Annotated in this window: 17 protein-coding genes and 1 other annotated feature; of the genes, 3 read left to right on the top strand and 14 right to left on the bottom strand. The window is 52.4% G+C overall.

What is annotated here, in order from left to right:
- Positions 1 to 94 precede the first annotated feature (94 nt).
- Positions 95 to 679 carry a flavodoxin family protein gene (locus QZQ46_RS09210; RefSeq protein WP_296829082.1) on the top strand — a complete coding sequence of 195 codons (585 nt, stop codon included), beginning with the start codon at positions 95 to 97 and terminating at the stop codon, positions 677 to 679.
- A 74-nt stretch (positions 680 to 753) separates the two neighbouring features.
- Here QZQ46_RS09210 and QZQ46_RS09215 read toward each other — a convergent pair whose 3' ends face one another.
- The 6 genes from QZQ46_RS09215 to rplM form a co-directional block, all read right to left on the bottom strand.
- Positions 754 to 1392, bottom strand: a complete 639-nt coding sequence (locus tag QZQ46_RS09215; protein WP_296829084.1) for an NAD(P)-dependent oxidoreductase — start codon at positions 1390 to 1392, stop codon at positions 754 to 756.
- A 191-nt stretch (positions 1393 to 1583) separates the two neighbouring features.
- Positions 1584 to 3950, bottom strand: a complete 2367-nt coding sequence (locus QZQ46_RS09220) for an endonuclease MutS2 (protein WP_296829087.1) — start codon at positions 3948 to 3950, stop codon at positions 1584 to 1586.
- 18 nt (positions 3951 to 3968) lie between these two features.
- On the bottom strand, positions 3969 to 6158 hold the full coding sequence (locus QZQ46_RS09225; protein ID WP_296829089.1) for a DUF3656 domain-containing protein: 2190 nt from the start codon (positions 6156 to 6158) through the stop codon (positions 3969 to 3971).
- A 36-nt stretch (positions 6159 to 6194) separates the two neighbouring features.
- Positions 6195 to 7280 carry an iron-containing alcohol dehydrogenase family protein gene (locus QZQ46_RS09230; protein ID WP_296829090.1) on the bottom strand — a complete coding sequence of 362 codons (1086 nt, stop codon included), beginning with the start codon at positions 7278 to 7280 and terminating at the stop codon, positions 6195 to 6197.
- 243 nt (positions 7281 to 7523) lie between these two features.
- Positions 7524 to 7916, bottom strand: a complete 393-nt coding sequence (rpsI, locus tag QZQ46_RS09235) for a 30S ribosomal protein S9 (protein ID WP_296829092.1) — start codon at positions 7914 to 7916, stop codon at positions 7524 to 7526.
- Positions 7917 to 7938: 22 nt separating this feature from the next.
- Entirely contained in the window at positions 7939 to 8379 is a 441-nt protein-coding gene (gene rplM, locus QZQ46_RS09240; protein ID WP_062412212.1) for a 50S ribosomal protein L13, read from the bottom strand.
- 347 nt (positions 8380 to 8726) lie between these two features.
- Positions 8727 to 8972, top strand: a binding site (T-box leader).
- 83 nt (positions 8973 to 9055) lie between these two features.
- On the opposite strand from rplM, the gene QZQ46_RS09245 reads away from it, so the two are divergent.
- Positions 9056 to 10342 (top strand): O-acetylhomoserine aminocarboxypropyltransferase/cysteine synthase family protein, encoded by a 1287-nt coding sequence (locus QZQ46_RS09245; RefSeq protein WP_296829094.1) that lies wholly within the window; start codon positions 9056 to 9058, stop codon positions 10340 to 10342.
- A 27-nt stretch (positions 10343 to 10369) separates the two neighbouring features.
- Positions 10370 to 11305 (top strand): homoserine O-succinyltransferase, encoded by a 936-nt coding sequence (gene metA, locus QZQ46_RS09250; RefSeq protein WP_296829096.1) that lies wholly within the window; start codon positions 10370 to 10372, stop codon positions 11303 to 11305.
- A 66-nt stretch (positions 11306 to 11371) separates the two neighbouring features.
- Here metA and upp read toward each other — a convergent pair whose 3' ends face one another.
- The 8 genes from upp to QZQ46_RS09290 form a co-directional block, all read right to left on the bottom strand.
- Positions 11372 to 11995 (bottom strand): uracil phosphoribosyltransferase, encoded by a 624-nt coding sequence (upp, locus tag QZQ46_RS09255; RefSeq protein ID WP_296829097.1) that lies wholly within the window; start codon positions 11993 to 11995, stop codon positions 11372 to 11374.
- A gap of 17 nt (positions 11996 to 12012) precedes the next feature.
- Entirely contained in the window at positions 12013 to 12450 is a 438-nt protein-coding gene (gene rpiB / locus QZQ46_RS09260; RefSeq protein ID WP_296829111.1) for a ribose 5-phosphate isomerase B, read from the bottom strand.
- A gap of 71 nt (positions 12451 to 12521) precedes the next feature.
- Positions 12522 to 13574, bottom strand: coding sequence for an L-threonylcarbamoyladenylate synthase (locus tag QZQ46_RS09265; protein ID WP_296829099.1), 1053 nt, complete (start codon positions 13572 to 13574; stop codon positions 12522 to 12524).
- A gap of 6 nt (positions 13575 to 13580) precedes the next feature.
- Complete coding sequence (gene prmC, locus QZQ46_RS09270; protein ID WP_296829101.1) at positions 13581 to 14438, bottom strand: peptide chain release factor N(5)-glutamine methyltransferase; 858 nt, start codon at positions 14436 to 14438, stop codon at positions 13581 to 13583.
- Positions 14431 to 15519, bottom strand: a complete 1089-nt coding sequence (prfA, locus tag QZQ46_RS09275; protein WP_296829104.1) for a peptide chain release factor 1 — start codon at positions 15517 to 15519, stop codon at positions 14431 to 14433. Before prfA ends, prmC begins: the two co-directional genes overlap by 8 nt.
- Before the next feature lie 10 nt (positions 15520 to 15529).
- Positions 15530 to 16417, bottom strand: coding sequence for a DUF1385 domain-containing protein (locus tag QZQ46_RS09280; protein WP_296829106.1), 888 nt, complete (start codon positions 16415 to 16417; stop codon positions 15530 to 15532).
- Between the two features lie 72 nt (positions 16418 to 16489).
- Entirely contained in the window at positions 16490 to 16699 is a 210-nt protein-coding gene (rpmE, locus tag QZQ46_RS09285) for a 50S ribosomal protein L31 (protein WP_287771515.1), read from the bottom strand.
- Positions 16700 to 16834: 135 nt separating this feature from the next.
- Positions 16835 to 17143: hypothetical protein (locus tag QZQ46_RS09290; protein WP_296829109.1), on the bottom strand; the 309-nt coding region annotated here is incomplete at its 5' end.

A 17143-nucleotide genomic window follows, 5' to 3' on the forward strand; every position in this document is an offset into this window, starting at 1 on the left:
TATATGTTACTAAAACTCTAGTATTTTAAGAAAGTGAGGTGAAGCGGGCATACCTCCCCGACCTAAGAGGTCGGAGTATCCTGCCCACATTTAGATGAAAATCACCATTCTTATGAGCAGTCCCAGAAAAAACGGCAACACCAAGCAGTGTCTCGACCCTTTCTGCGACGAATTGAAGAGTCTCGGCCATGAGTACCGAATCTTTTGGCTCTATGACTATCAAATCGATCCCTGCTACGCCTGCCGCGGCTGTCAACAGGACTGGCAGCATTTTGCCTGCGTCCGCCGCGACGAGCTTTCGCCCATTGCAGACGCCATCCTCAAGAGCGACCTCATCGTCCTGGCGACACCCATCTACTCCTGGTACTGTCCGGGACCGCTGAAGAACGTTCTCGACCGCTTCGTCTACAGCTTCAACAAGTACTACGGCGACGAAGTAGGCCCTTCTCTCTGGGCCGGCAAAAAGGTCGCCTGTTTCGTCACCTGCGGCTATAAACCGATCCATGGAGCCGACCTCTTTGAAGAAGGCATCAAGCGCTACTGCAAACACTCGAAGCTCCAGTATCTCTCTATGTTTGCTGAACGCCACTTAGGCTATAAGACGGTCTTTATGGACGATAAAAAAGCCGAACACGCACGATTATTTGCCCAGGAAATTACGGCCGTTTCCGAAACATAAGCTCATACGCAAAAAAGCTTCCACGAAGGATTTTTTCTTCATGGAAGCTTTTTCTATATAATCGATATAATTCATTATGCTTCGACGACGCTGATACGCTGTTTGATGTGGTCGCCCTTTTCGATTTCGTCGACCATGGCAATGGCGTAATCGGCGTAGGAAATAATGGACTCGCCCTTGCTGTTCAGGGTGAATTCTTCGCCGGCCAAAATGTATTTTCCGGTCCGTTCACCGTCAGCACGGAAGTCGGCAGCCGGGCTGACATAGGTCCAATTGACGTCGTCGTGACGGCGCAGCAGTTTAAGGGCATCGCCCATCGCCGTGGCAACAGGCTTATAGTCATCGGGAAAGTCCGGTGTATCCGACAAGGCCGTGGTATGTTCCTTGTCGACAAAGAGCGATCCGGCACCGCCGACGATGAGCAGGCGAGTGGAACTTCCGCTTAAAATCCGGCTGAGATGTTCTGTCGTCGTCGAATGATCCGGCAAGGTTTCCGGTGTCCAGGCACCGAAGCCGTCGACGACAGCGTCAAAGCCTTTCAGGTCGTCTGCCGTCAAATCTAAAATATCCTTCTGTACATAATGCTGAGCATCAGTCATGTTTTCAGCTTTGCGGCCAAAAGCCGTAACGTCGAAACCGCGGTTAACGGCTTCGGTAATAACTTTGCGGGACACTTTTCCACCGGCAGCAACAACAGCAATTTTTTTCGTCATGATACAACACCCTTTCTCGTTTCACAAAATACACTCAACGAATCTTTTTCGTTGTAATTAAATTGGTTACATTTAGGATAGTTGTAATATATCATATTACAACTATCCTGTCAATCGATTTCTCAAAAGATTTACAAAAAAAATCCTCTGCCCTTCGGTTATTCACCAAAAGGCAGAGGAATCTGCAGTCATCAGAAGTAAACTAAGGTAACGCCGGCACCGCCGCCGTCGACGTCATCGAGCTGATATTTTTTTACGAAGGGCTGGTCATCCAAAAAGGCATGGATCTGCCGACGCAGGGCACCACTTCCCTTGCCGTGGATGATTTTTACCGGACTAAAACCGGCGGCGAGAGCCTGGTCGAGGAAGCGTTCGACATCGGGCAGGGCTTCGCTGAAGGTCTTGCCGATGATGTTAAGTTCCGTCGCCACCCGGGACGAGCGGATGGGCCGATAAGAGGACGTGGCAGCAGCCTTCTTTTCAGCCTGCTTTTCTTTCTTCAATTCGTCGAGATAAGGGGCGCTGACGTCGCTTAATTTGACGCGGACCGTCATGCCCCGGAGAGAAACCGTAAGCTGTTTGCTGCTCATTTCTTCGACCGTCCCGATACTTCCCAGGGTATTGACGAAGACCTGCTGCCCTACTTTCAGCTTGGAGGCATCGATGGGATCGCGGTGCGGCTTTTCCGCTTCCGGCAGGGAAATCTGCTGAATGGCCCGCCGGGCCTGTTCAATGGCCCGTGCCTTTTCGCGATCCGTCATATCTTCCTTTGCCTGAGCCTTCAGTTCACGGATGATCTTTTCGGCTTCGACGCGAAGACTGCGCTTGAGGTCGACGGCATCGCGGCGGCTGGCATCGATGATATCCTGCCGCTTCGATGTGACCTTATCTTTTTCTCGGCGCAGGTCGTCTTCCAGTTTCCGGGCTTCTTTCAGGCGATACGTAAGTTCAGCCTGTTCTTCATCCATCTTCTTAGCCTGGGCATTGAGCTGGGTCAAAACTTTTTCCATATCCATGTCCTGAGCCTTGCTGCGCAGTTCCTTGGCCTTTTCGAGGACCGGAAGCGGCATGCCCAGCCGTTCGCTGATGCTGAAAGCGTGGGAGCTGCCAGCCGAACCGATGCGCAGTTTGTACGTCGGCTTCAGGGTTTCCATATCGAATTCGACATGGCCGTTTTCGATGCCCGGCGTGTTGTAGGCGTAGTTTTTCAAGTCGTTGTAATGGGTCGTGACCATAACGTAGGCCCCCTTCTGATAGAGGGAGTCCAAGATGGCGATGGCAATAGCACTGCCTTCTGCCGGATCGGTTCCGGAACCCAGCTCGTCTGCCAGGATGAGGTCGTCCGAGCCGCAGTGCTTCAAGATATAGACCAGCTGCTTCATGTGACTGGAGAAGGTACTCAGGTTCTGGGAAATATCCTGTTCGTCACCGATATCGGAAAAGACGTCGCGAAAGACAGGCAGTTCCGACGATTCTTCGACGGGAATGAACAGGCCGGCCTGATGCATGAGGACCAAGAGGCCCAAAGTCTTCATGGATACGGTCTTGCCGCCGGTGTTGGATCCGGTAATGAGGAGGATTCGATAGTCGCCGCCGAGAACGATCGTATTGGGCACGACGTATTTGGCATCGATGAGAGGATGGCGGGCCTGTATAAGCTTAATCTGACGCGTCTTGGAAATGTCGGGGCGGCAGGCCTTCATCTGCCGGGCCAGTTGGGCCTTAGCAAAAATAAATTCCAACTGGCCGACGCAGAGGGTGCTGTCATAGAGGTCGCGATACTGCTGCTGGACCTTAGCCGTCAAGCGGCGGAAAATCCGTTCGATTTCCCGCGTTTCTTCAATGCGGGCTGACTGCAGGTCGTTGTTGGCGTTGACGATGGCCAAGGGTTCGATATAGAGTGTCGAACCGCTGGCCGACGTATCGTGGACGATGCCCGGAAAGGCATGGCGGTATTCCTGCTTGATGGGAATGACGTAGCGATTGTTTCGCACAGTCACCAAGGCATCTTGAAAGAACTTTTGGTACTCTTTATTTTGCAGGACGTTATTGACGTAGCGTTTCGTCTGCCGTTCCAGTTCCACGATGCGGCTGCGAAGGCGCATCAATTGGGGCGATGCATTGTCGCGAATCTGGTGGTTGTTGTCAAAAACGGTGGCAAAGGAATGGGATAGCTGCGAGAAATCGCCGATGACTTCGGCCTGTTCGGCCAGGCGCGGGTATTCGCCTGCCCGATCGGCAAAAAAGGAAGCGATTTCGTTGTAATGCTGCAGGTTATTCCATATATCTATACATTCACGAGCATCGAGAGTGACTTCTCGCTTGGCTTTTTCCAAGGCCGGCCGGATGTCGACGATACCGCCGAAGGGCGTACCGGTCTCAGTCTGCGTGCAGCGAACGGCTTCTTCCGTGTCGGTCAGCTGCTGCTCGATGACATCGGCATCACTCACCGGTTTCAGGCGGCGGGCGATTTCCTTAGACAAGCGGGACGGAGCCAGGCGTACCAGCATATGCTGGACCTGGTAGAATCCCAAAATTCTCATACTTCGTTTATTCATCTATTTGTGACTCCTGTATTATAAAATTCCGTGAAAGAAGTGGCCCCGTGTAACGGTCTGGTCTTCTTTTCCCAACACCAGTGTCTCCGTGCCGTCGACAAGACGGCGATAGCGGCTGACCTGTTCGGCCAGCCACTTCGGGCTGCGGCCCCGACCTTCGATGCGGACAGCGGCAAGGCCGGCCCGGCGGAGATCTTTATAGTAGGGCGCCATGTCGAGGTCGCGGCTGTTTAAGATGTGATTGCGGCAGTACTGGTCGGTCGCGACGGGAAAGTCTTCAGCCCGCCGGTCGCGCAGGGCATAGGCACCGCCTTGACAGATATTGGGACAGCCTTTCTTCTTTCCATTTCCGGCAAAGGACGAGATGACGCACGATTCGGTAACCATCATTTCCACCCGACCTTCGACGACGGCTTCAATCGGGCAGGGACTCTTGCGGGCCATGTCGCGGATTTGGCGCAGCGTCGCTTCAAGAGACGCCGTAATTCCGCTGCATCCGAGGGCAGCATAGGCTGACGCGGCCTGGCTGTTGAAGATATTGAGGGACCAATCAGCTCTCACGGGAAGACCCTTGCCGACCCTTTTAGCCATAGTAAAGACGGCCATGGCACCGGCGTAGATACCGTCGATGCCGGATGCGACGGCTCGCTCAAGTTCGCCTTGTACAGCCGTTCTCTGGCTTTCGCTGACGATGCGAGGGGTTCCAGCCCATAAGGCAGCACCGTGATCGTGAGCTGCCTTATGGGCCGCCTTCCAGTCTTCCTTGAGGAAGGGACGGTGATGGTACGATTCGCCGCCAAAAACAATAATATCTGCCCCATTTTCGGCGGCTGCCGTGACGGCATCGACGGTATCACAACGAACGACGAGTTCCATCTTTTCCTTTTGAGCCGATTTCGCCGGTAACTTCCGGTCGGCCACGAGTCCTGCCGCCGGACGCTGATAATCGTCCAGAATAACCGCTGTCAGGGCCTCTGCGGCCTGGCGGCGAAGGTCATTGAGGACGCTGGCCGGGATCATCTTCGTTTCGTCCCAAGCCGTCACCTCTTCCAGCGTAAAAGGCGTCTCGCCCAATCGTCCCAGTTGGCCGGCCATATAGGAAACGGTCGCCGGCCGCTTAGACGCCGGCTGGGGCTGAAAGTCCGCCGTAGCCGATGCCGTATGGCCCTTCTCATCCCAAAGGGTCAGGCTGAGGCGATCATCGCTGTCGGTTTCGACGTGGGCGTAAATAGGAATCTTTCGCGTAAGGCCGACAGGAACGTCCTCTGCCGTCTGACGGCCCGACGGATTCTTCTCGGTCAGGGTCCGGCGATTGACAGCACCGGCGAGAAAATCATCCTGATAGCTTCGGTTAAAGGCAGCCGTCAATAAGGCTGCCGCTTCATCATGAGCTGATTTGCGGGTCTTGGGGCTGCTGTTATGGGCATCGATGACCTTGCGGTACGCCGTGACCACCGTCCGGACATAGGTATCGCCCTTCATACGGCCTTCGATCTTAAAAGAGGTGACGCCGGCATCGAGGAGGTCGTCGATATAATCGAGGGCCTTTAAATCCTTGAGGCTGAGCACATAGGCTTCTTGTTTCATGACCTCTTTGCCGTCGCGAACCAAGGTATAAGGCTGGCGGCAGGGCTGGGCACAGGCTCCTCGATTGCCGCTGCGGCCGCCGAGGAAGCTGCTCATCAGGCACTGGCCGGAATAAGCCATACAAGACGCACCGTGGATGAATACTTCAATAGCCAGGGGTGACTGACTGCAGACGGATTTTATTTCCGAAAGAGACAACTCACGGGATAAGACGGCTTGGGTAAAGCCTTTCTCTTCCAAGAAACGGACGCCGTCTGAGTCGGCAACGGTCATCTGGGTACTGCCGTGAAGAGGCAGATTGGGCACGACGCGCCGTGCGAGGAGTGCCACCGCCAGGTCCTGAACGATGATGCCGTCGACACCGGCCCTATCGAGAGACTGCAAATAAGCCGTCAAATCGTCGAGCTCCGTGTCAGCCATGAGAATATTGACGGTAACGTAGACTTTTACGCCAAATAAGTGAGCCGTTCTTACGGCGCGGACGATTTCGTCGTCGTCGAGATTATGTGCAAAGCGGCGGGCATTAAAGCTCTTACCGCCAAAATAAACGGCATCGGCACCGGCATCAATGGCCGTAAGCACGTTGTCTAAAGAGCCTGCCGGTGCTAATAATTCTGCCATACTATTCCTCCTAATACTGACTCCGGCCGCTTCTGATTACAGTTGTCTGTAAATCGTCTTCAAGTCGTCCGCCGTCAGATCATAAGGCGTATGCTTGATACCGCTGGTCGGTAGGGTCATGGTTACAAACTGTTCAATTTCGTCTTCACTAAGGCCGACTACATCCCCCATGAGATCATTCATGAGCGCCGTAAAATCATCACTCCCAGAAAGTCCCAGGATGGACCATACTCGATCCGCCTTGTCGGCCATGGTCTCTTCCATGAGCCGCATATAAGCTGGGAAAAGGAGGCCATTGGCCCGGCCGTGGCTGATGCCTCGGTAATAGGTCAGCATATAGCCCATGCTGTGAATCATCGTCGTTCCCGTCTGGGCAATAGTCGTGCCGGCCAGCATGGAACCGTAGAGCAAATCCTCTCGAATGACATAGCTGAGCTCGCCCTTCAAATCGGTCAGATGAACACCGATAAAACGCATGGCCTCTTCAGCCCAAACGTCGCTCATGGGTGTCGACAAGGTCGACATATAGCCTTCCACAGCATGGCTCAAGGCGTCGATGGCCGTATCGATGGTAACCTTCTGGGACACACTTTCCGTAAAGGTCGGATCGGCAAAAGCATAGGCAGGAAAGATGAAGGGCGTATGGATAGACTGCTTGGTCCCGGCTTCGTCATTGGTCAAGACGCTGACCTTGGTCACTTCACTCCCCGTTCCGGCCGTCGTCGGTACAGCAACGATGGGCAAAGGCTTTTTATAAGGCCCTTTGAAAAGCTGTTCATCGTCAAGATCATTCGTGCAGAGAAGGGCAATGGCCTTAGCTGAATCCATAGGTGAACCACCGCCGATACCGATGATGAAATCGACGTTCTTTTCCTTAGCAAGACCTGCCGCTCGGCGAATCGTCTCGATAGAGGGATTGTTTTCAACGGCATCAAAAAGATGCCATTCAATACCCAATTCATCGAGTTTTCGGGTAACGGCATCTTGGGATCCGTTGACCTTGGCCGAACGGCGGCCTGTCACCAATAAGGCCCGGTTTCCCAAATCAGCTAAGACTCGGCCAGACTCGGCAATGCAGTCTTTTCCAAAAAACACTTGCGTCGGCATATAGTAGGTAAACATAGGAAGTCCCCCTTTGCGGCGAAAATGATATAATTTATTTTATTATCCATTTTATCATCTTTACCGCTCTGAGACCAGTTTGATCTACGCCAAAAAGGTCCCGCACCGAAGGTACCGGGACCCTTTCTGCCAGCCGAGGGCTTCCCTGCAAAAGGATATAAAAAAGGGGTCCCAGAATGGAAACCCATTGTGAGATACCCCTTTTTAATTGCATAGGTTTGACGAAAATATCTTGGAAAAATATTAACGTTTCGAGAACTGAGAAGCTTTACGAGCTTTCTTGAGGCCGTATTTACGACGTTCTTTTTCACGCGGGTCACGCGTGAGGAAACCGGCTTTTTTCAGAGCCTGACGGAAATCGCTGTCGACTTCCAACAGAGCGCGGCTGATGCCGTGGCGGATTGCGCCGGCCTGACCGGACGGACCGCCGCCCTTAACGTCAGCGATGACGTCGTACTGTTCGGTTACACCCGTAAGTACGAGGGGCTGTTTAATAACCAATTCCAGCGTTTTACGACCGAAATATGCGTTCAATTCTTTTTTATTGACGGTGATGTTACCCTGACCCGGAACCAGACGAACTCTAGCAACGGATGTCTTTCTACGGCCAGTGCCGTAGTACTGTGCTACTGCCATGAAATCTTCCTCCCGGTATTAATTAGCGAATGTTTAACTTCAAAACTTCAGGTTGCTGAGCCTGATGCGGATGTTCAGCACCTGCATAGACGTTCAGTTTGCGATACATCTGTTCACCCAATTTATTTTTCGGGAGCATACCGCGAACTGCCATTTCTACAACACGTTCCGGCCGTGTTTCGAGCAGATGGCCGGCCTGAGTGAATTTAGATCCACCGGGATAACCGGAATGATGGAAATAGGTCTTCTGGATTAACTTCTTACCAGTCAATTTAACTTTTGCTGCGTTGACTACAATTACAAAATCGCCTGTATCGACATGCGGGGTAAAAGTAGGTTTATGTTTTCCCCGAAGAACTTTAGCTACTTCGGCAGCAAGACGGCCTAATGTCTGGCCTTCAGCGTCAACAACAAACCATTTACGTTCGATGTTGCCTGCATTGGCCATAAATGTAGTTTTCATGCTGTGTAATTCCTCCCTGATTAACTAACTGACCAAGCTTTTGGTGCTCTTTCTCCGGGGCTAATGGAGTCCAAGTGAAAAGCTTACTTATTTATTTTACAGATTTTGCCGTCCCTTGTCAACAATTATTTTATTTTTTTCAAATAAGGTCTTGACAATCGTCGTCTAAAGAGGCGTTTCTCTCCCTGCATCATTCATGATGCTCCTTTTGCATACCGTATATATCATTATATATTAAAGCAGGTTCTTTATATTAGAACGTTTAACCTGAAATTTCTTGAAATTTTTTTGAAAAATCATTTGACAAGACCCCCTGTTTGGTGATAGACTTACGTCAACAACTTGATAGTGTTGCAATGAAGAGAAGAGTACACGATAGGATTTGGCACAGAGAGTTCCCATTTGGTGAAAGGGAATGCAGAGAGCATCGTGGAAGATGGACTCCGAGCAGGCTGGTCGAATAATTAGACCGTCCGGGCGCACCCGTTACAGTGCTAAGGTATTGAGGGCAAGATTTGCCTGCGTACCTGAAGAGGCTTATCCTGTGAAGGATAGGTGAAATTGGGTGGTATCACGGTGCTTCCGTCCCTTACATAGGGATGGAAGCTTTTTTTATTACAAGGCTTTCAAGTTTATACTACATTATATTTTTTATGATATCAGGGGGAAATGTACTATGAGCGAAAACAAAAACTACAAATTCGAAACGTTACAGCAGCATGCAGGTCAGGTTCCGGATCCGACGACGGGTTCCCGTGCCGTTCCTATCTACCAGACGACGTCTTACGTATTTAAAGATACGCAGCAGGCAGAAGACCGCTTCGCTTTAAAAGATCCGGGCTACATCTACAGCCGTTTGACCAATCCGACTCAGGACGTCCTGGAAAAACGAATCGCCGCTCTTGAAAACGGCACGGCAGCTCTGGCTACGGCCAGCGGCGCATCGGCTATCGCCTACTCCATCATCAACTTGGCAGGCGCCGGCGACGAAATCATCGCCGCTCCTACCCTTTACGGCGGCACGGTCGAACTCTTTACGGAAACCTTCAAACACCTCGGCATTACGACGCACTTTGCCGATCCCGACGATCCGCAGTCCTTTGCCAAATACATCAACGACAAGACCAAGGCCATTTACCTCGAAAGCCTGGGCAACCCGGCCATCAATATTCCCGACTTTGAAGCCATCGCAGCCATTGCCCATGAAAACGGCCTGCCGGTTATCGTCGACAATACCTTTGCAACGCCGTTCCTCTTCCGTCCTCTCGACCACGGTGCCGACATCGTCGTCCATTCGGCTACGAAATTCATCGGCGGCCACGGCACGACCTTAGGCGGCCTCATCGTAGAAAACGGCAAGTTCGACTGGGCTGCTTCGGGCCGCTTCAAAGAATTCGCTTCGCCGGATCAGTCCTATAACGGCGTCAACTTCGCCAAAGATATTCCCGGTGCCGGCTTCGTCACCCGTATCCGCGCCAAAGCCCTCCGCGACCTCGGCGCCTGCATCAGCCCGTTCAACGCCTGGCTCCTCATCCAGGGCCTTGAATCGCTGTCGCTGCGCATCGAACGCCACGTTGCCAATGCCCAGAAGATCGCTGATTTCTTAGAAAACAGCCCCAAAGTTGCCAAGGTCAACTATCCGTCCCTGCCGTCTTCGCCGTACTATAAATTGGCTCAGAAATACTTCCCCAAGGGAACAGGTTCCATCTTCTCCTTTGAACTCAAAGACGGCTATACGGCAGCCCGCAAATTCATCGACAGCGCCGATATCTTCTCGGATCTGGCCAACGTCGGCGACTCCAAGTCGCTCCTCGTTCACCCGGCTTCGACGACCCATCAGCAGCTTTCGGAAGAAGCCCAGCGCGCCTGCGGCATTACGCCCGGTACGGTCCGCATCTCCATCGGTCTCGAAAACATTGAAGACCTCTTAGCCGCCGTCGAAAACGCACTGGAATCTATTTAAGTATCTTTTCGCAGGGAGGACCGGATTATGCCGATTAAAATTGCCGACGGGCTTGCCGCCAAAGAAAAACTGCACGACGAGGGGATTTTCACCATCGATAAGGGGCTGGCCCTCCATCAGGACATCCGGCCCCTGCACATCCTCATCCTCAACCTGATGCCTTTGAAGAAGCCGACAGAGCTGCAGCTGCTCCGCCTTCTCGGCGACTCGCCGCTCCAGGTCGAAGTCGACTTCTGCCACACCGAAATGCATCAGAGCACCCATACCGATGCCTCGTACTTGGATGAAAATTACTACGTATTCGAGGACATCAAGGACCGATATTACGACGGCCTGATCATCACCGGGGCTCCGGTAGAACAGATGCCTTTTGAAGACGTCGACTATTGGCCGGAAATGAAGACCTATTTTGACTGGGCCGAGACCCATGCCTTTTCAACGCTCCTCTTCTGCTGGGGTGCTCAGGCCGGGCTCTACCACTACTACGGCATCGAAAAGCGGGATTTGCCGTCAAAACTCTTCGGTATCTTCGAATACCGACTGACCCAGAAGCATCACCCGCTCTTGAGGGGTTTCGATGACCGCTACTTCATTCCCCAGTCTCGTCACACGGCCATTGACGATATCGCCGTCTACAATACGGCGGAGCTGGAAATCTTATCCCGCTCCGCCGAAAACGGCATCAACATCATCGGCACGCCGAATCACCGCCGCTTCTTCGTCCTCGGCCACTTCGAATACGACCGGCGGACCTTAGAAGAGGAATATATACGGGATAAGAAAAAAGGCCTGCCCATCGCCGTCCCCAAGGGCTACTACCCGGACGACAACGATACGAAAGAACCGTATTTCACCTGGTGCAGCTATGCCCACCTCTTCTATCACAACTGGCTGAATATCGTCTATCAGGAAACGCCTTATGAATTAGAATCGATTCAAAGCCTCGCTCTCTGCGGCCATTAACAGACAAAATCACCTCCCATTCTCGGAATGGGAGGTGATTTTTATATAGGCCGTAATAAAAGTCGCTTATTTCGTACCGAAGATGCGGTCGCCGGCATCGCCGAGACCGGGCACGATATAGCCTTGGTCATTCAAGGTATCGTCGAGGGCTGCAACATAGATGCGAACGTCAGGATGGTCGGCATTGACCTTCTGAACCCCCTGCGGAGCAGCTACTAAGCACATGAGCTTAATGTTCTTGATACCCTTTTCTTTGAGCAGCGTAATGGCTGCCGATGCACTGCCGCCGGTCGCCAGCATGGGATCGACGATGATGAAATCGCGGTTTTCTACGTCAGGCAGCTTGCAGTAATATTCAACCGGTTCCAGTGTCTGCGGATCGCGATACAGGCCGATATGACCGACCTTTGCCATGGGGATGAGGTTGAGCATGCCCTGAACCATACCCAGGCCGGCACGGAGAACGGGGACGATGCCCAGTTTTTTACCGCTGATCTGCTTGCCCGTCATGGAAGCGACCGGCGTTTCGATGGCTACATTTTCGAGAGGCAGATCCCGCGTGATTTCATAGCCCATGAGCATGGTGATTTCTTCTAAGAGGTTGCGGAAATCTTTCGACCCCGTTTCTTTTTTGCGCATGAGCGTGATTTTATGCTGAATAAGCGGATGATCCATTACTTGTACGTGCATGTGTGAATACTCCTTCCTCATTTATCCATGTCGGCAATTTTAGCAACGCGTTCAGCGTGACGGCCGCCGTCAAAGCCGGTGGACAGGAAAATACGAACGATTTCTCTGGCCAGGCCCGGTCCGATAACGCGGCCGCCCATGGTCAGAATGTTGGCGTCGTTATGGCGGCGGCAGTATTCTGCAGAAAACGTATCATGGCAGAGAGCCGCCCGGATACCGTGGACCTTATTGGCAGCAATGCTGATACCGATACCGGTGCCGCAAACGAGGATGCCCCGGTCAAAGGTACCGTCGGCAATGGCTTCAGCAACTTTTTTGGCAACGTCGGGATAATCGCAGCGATCGCCGCTCAAGGTGCCGTAGTCGGTAAATTCAATGCCTTCTTCTTTCAAATATTCTTTGATGTTTTCCTTCAGTTCAAATCCGCCGTGGTCGGCGCCAAGTACTAATTTCATCATTAGATCCTCCCCTGTATGCTGGTATAATTCAATTTTATTATACATCTTCCTGTCACTTCGGAAAAGCCTTAATCGACGACGATGACATGACCGCCGGCAGCTTTCTTCATACGGTTCATGATAGCAAGGCCGAGCCCTTCATCATCGACGCCTTCTGCTAAGATGACATCGACGACGTCACTGTCAAAAGAGAGCAGACCTGTATAGAGCTGGTTGGCCAGGGCATCTTTATCGTCATGATGACCCCAGACGTACATATTTTTGTGCGGGAAATGGCTGCCCACTTCTTCACTGACTAAAAAGCCGACGGTCTTCCCTTCACCCTTAAGCTCTTCGTACAGGGACTGGATTTTTTCCGTCACCTTATCGGTCGAGCCTACGACGACAGTCATCGGCGCCGACGGTGCATAATGACGGTACTTCATACCCGGCGCCTTGGGAACGCCCTTGCCCGTCACTAACGTCGTATCCATCTCGACGATGGGGACGATTTCCTTCAGCATTTCGATGGTGACGCCGCCGGGACGAAGAATGGTAACCTTATCGTCGCCATTACATTCAACGATCGTCGATTCGACGCCGATGTGGCAGGGGCCGCCGTCGATGACCATATCGACACGTCCGTCCATGTCGTGCATGACTTCAGCTGCCGTCGTCGGACTGGGCCGGGTCGACAAGTTGGCACTGGGGCCGGCTACAGGAACACCGGCACAGCGCAGAAAAGCCCGGCAGATATCGTGATCGGGACAGCGAAGGGCTACCGTATCGAGGCCCCCTGTAGCTGCATCGGGAACGACGGCCTTTCGGGGCAGGACGATGGTCAAGGGACCGGGCCAGAAATAGTTCATCAATTTCTGAGCCGTCGGCGAGATGACCGCTGCCGCCTGAAGGGCGCCTTCTTCGTCGGGAACGGTCAAAATCAAGGGATTATCGCTGGGACGCCCTTTCGCTTTATAGATGCTGCGGCAGGCATCGGCATCGAGGCCGTTGGCACCGATACCATACACCGTTTCCGTCGGAAAGACGACGAGGCCGCCGGCACGAATAATCCTTCCAGCTTCTTCAAGAATCTCTTTCTGTTGCTCTATATCCGTAATTTCTACAAGTTTCGTCTGCTTCATTGTCTACTACTCTTTTCTTGTAAATAACAGGACTCGGTCGATGCCGCCGTAATCTTTGACGGTCTGCTCATAGTCATAGGCACCGGTCTGACAGAAAATATCGATGACGTCAGGCCCTTGGCCGGCACCGATTTCGACGGCACAATGGCCGCCGCCTTTGACATAGGCCGGCGATTCAGCGGCCAGCCTGCGATAGATAGAAAGGCCGTCGTCGCCGCCGTATAAGGCAAGTTCCGGATCATGACGAACTTCAGGCTGAAGCTCGACCATATCCTTGGCCGTCAAATAAGGCGGATTCGATACCAGCCAGTCGCAGGCCATGGACGGTACCTTAGCCAACAAGTCGCTTTCCATCCAGGTCACGCGTTCTTCCAAGCCTAAATGCCGGCCGTTTTCAGCAGCTACGGCCAAGGCCTTCGGAGATATATCGATGCCCATTCCCGTCGCTTCCGGCAAATAGGACAAGAGGCTGAGCAGGATGGCCCCGCTCCCCGTCCCGACGTCGATGATGACCGGCGCCGTTCCCTTGGCAGCCACTGCAACCGTTTCGACGAGCATTTCCGTTTCCGGCCGCGGGATGAGCACATCCTGGCTGACCTTGAAGTCAAGACCCATAAAGGCCTTGGTTCCGAGAATATGGGCGACGGACAAGCGGCTGCCCCGCTTTTTCACCAGTTCCCGATAAGCCGCCAGTTCTTCACCGTTCATGGGCTCATCGTAATGGGCATATAAATAAATCCGCTCTTTTTTTAAGACGTGGGCCAAAAGGATTTCCGCATCCAGGCGCGGTGAATCGATGCCTTTTTCTGCAAAGTACTGTTGAGTCCATTGCAGCAAGGCACCGATGGTCCAAATCTTATTCATTTTCGGCTTCTTTCATCAGTTCAGCCCGGCGGGTTTCAGCCAGAGCCTGAATAAATTCGTCGATGTCACCGTTTAAGATGTTATCGAGTTTGTACAGGGTCAGGTTGATGCGGTGGTCCGTTACCCGGCCCTGAGGGAAGTTATATGTACGAATTCGTTCACTGCGGTCGCCCGTACCGACCTGGCTGCGCCGTTCTTCCGTCAGTTCGGCGTCGGCCTTCTGCTGGGCCTGGTCGAGGAGGCGGGCTTTCAAGACACGGAGGGCTTTGGCGCGGTTTTCCAGCTGCGACCGTTCGTCCTGACATTCGACGACCATGCCCGTCGGAATGTGGGTCATGCGGACAGCAGAACTCGTCTTGTTGACATGCTGACCGCCGGCACCGGAGGCACGGAAATAATCGACGCGGACGTCGTCCATATTGAGGTCGATTTCGACGTCTTCTGCTTCCGGCAGAACGGCAACGGTCGCCGTCGACGTGTGGATACGGCCGCCGGCTTCGGTAACGGGAACGCGCTGGACGCGGTGGACGCCCGATTCATATTTCAGCTTGCCAAAGACGCCGGATCCCTCGATAGAGAATACGACTTCTTTAAAGCCGCCCAATTCCGGTTCATTGGAGCTGATGATGCTCGTTTTCCAGCCGGGCTGCTTTTCGATATATTTCATATACATGCGGAACAAGTCACCGGCAAAGAGGGCTGCTTCGTCGCCGCCGGCACCGCCGCGGATTTCCATGATGACGTTCTTGTCATCCCGCGGGTCCTTGGGCAGCATGAGGATGTGCAGCTGATCTTCAAGGTCGGCCTGTTCTTTTGTAAGACCGTTCATTTCTTCCTTAGCCATGGCGATGAGGTCATCATCACTGTCGGGATCGTTTAAGATTTCCTGATCCCCTTCAATCGTATTGGTAATGTCTTTATACTTGCGGAACGTTTCGACGAGGGGCATGAGCGACGCGTGTTCCTTCGTCAGTTTCTGCCATTCTTCCTGGCGGGCAATGACCGCAGGGTCGCTGATTTGCTGTTCCAGGTCGATGAATTTATTCTCCACGGCCTGGACTTTATCCATAAATGAGCTCATTATTCTCTCCTTACTTTATCTCGGTAACGTCGCCGTCGTCAGCTGGTTTTGCGGCCTTCATGGCTTCGATGGCAACTTCTATCTGGTCGGCGTGCGGTTCGCGGGTCGTCAGATATTGAAGCCAAAGACCCGGTCGGAATATGGTTTGAATGACGGGATTGGTCGTGCGCCCGGCCAAGCGTATCATTTCATAACTGATACCGGCAACGACGGGCATGAGGATGATACGGGACAAGACGCGTTCGATGAAACTCGGCCAGCCTAAAAAGGCAAAGACGAAGATTGAAACGACCATGACGATGAGCAGAAAATTCGTGCCGCACCGCGGATGAAGGCGGGTATGGCGCATGACATTTTCAACGGTCAGCTCTTCGCCTGATTCATAAGTCCAAATCGTCTTGTGCTCGGCTCCGTGATATTCAAAGACCCGGCGGATGTCTGCCGTCATGGAAATGGCCTTTATATATAATAGAAATATAGCCAGGCGCAAAACCCCTTCGACGACGTTGAGCCGAAAGGCACTGTCCGTAACGCCGGGAATGAATTTAGCAGCATATGTAGGGATGACCAGGAAAAAAACGATGGCCAAGAGAACGGAGACAGCCATGGTCAGGGCCATCTGCCAGTTCGACAGTTGTTCCTCTTCTTCACCGGCAGCCTGAGCCGAATAAGACAGGCTCTTCATGCCGTAGATCAGAGACTCGACCAAGGCAATGGTTCCCCGTAAAAAGGGTTTCTTCAGAATCGGGAATCGTTCGGAAATGGACCGAATGGCCTCTTTTTTTACCGTAATTTCACCGGACGGCGTCCGTACGGCCGTGACAATGGTATCGGGACTGCGCATCATAACCCCTTCGATGACAGCCTGACCGCCGACATAAATCTTCGGTTTCTTCAAAGCGCTACCTCCCTTTCTCCACATACAAATAGAGCAGAGCATTTCTGCTCTGCTGCCCACTTGTACTGCTGCTTATTTAGCTGTTTTACCATAACGTTTATTGAACTGTTCGATACGGCCACGAGCCTGCTGAGCACGCTGCTGACCCGTAAAGAACGGATGGCACTGAGAGCAAATTTCAACACGCAGTTCCGGTTTCGTAGAACCTGTTTCAAACGTATTGCCGCATGCGCAAGTTACCTTGGCATTCGTATAATACTTCGGATGAATACCTTCTTTCACCACTTACACCTCTTTCTATATCAATCATTCAAAACCTATGCTAGAATAGTTTATCACATCGAGCCTTGAAATGCAAGGAAAATATCGACGGGTTCACGGGATTCCGTCACTTATCAGATACCGCAAAAGGAGACATCAACAACGAACGCCTCCTTCTTTATATACTATATTATATCTTATTCTTAAAAGAGGTACCACCGGTCCCCTTATTAAATCTTCGGGCATGATAGAATCGGACACACCGTGCATAGTCAAAAAGCCCTGCAGGGCATGATGCGGCAAAACAGTATGAGCGACGGTATCCATATGGGTAAAGAAAATGTTGGCCGAAAACACGCTTTTGATGAAGGATAAAAAAAGACGACCACCTCCGTGATCGTCTTTTATCTTATGGCGGAGAGCGTGGGATTTGAACCCACGATAGAGCGTTCGCCCTATACATGA

This window comes from uncultured Megasphaera sp. (assembly GCF_900539295.1).
Taxonomy (GTDB): domain Bacteria; phylum Bacillota; class Negativicutes; order Veillonellales; family Megasphaeraceae; genus Megasphaera.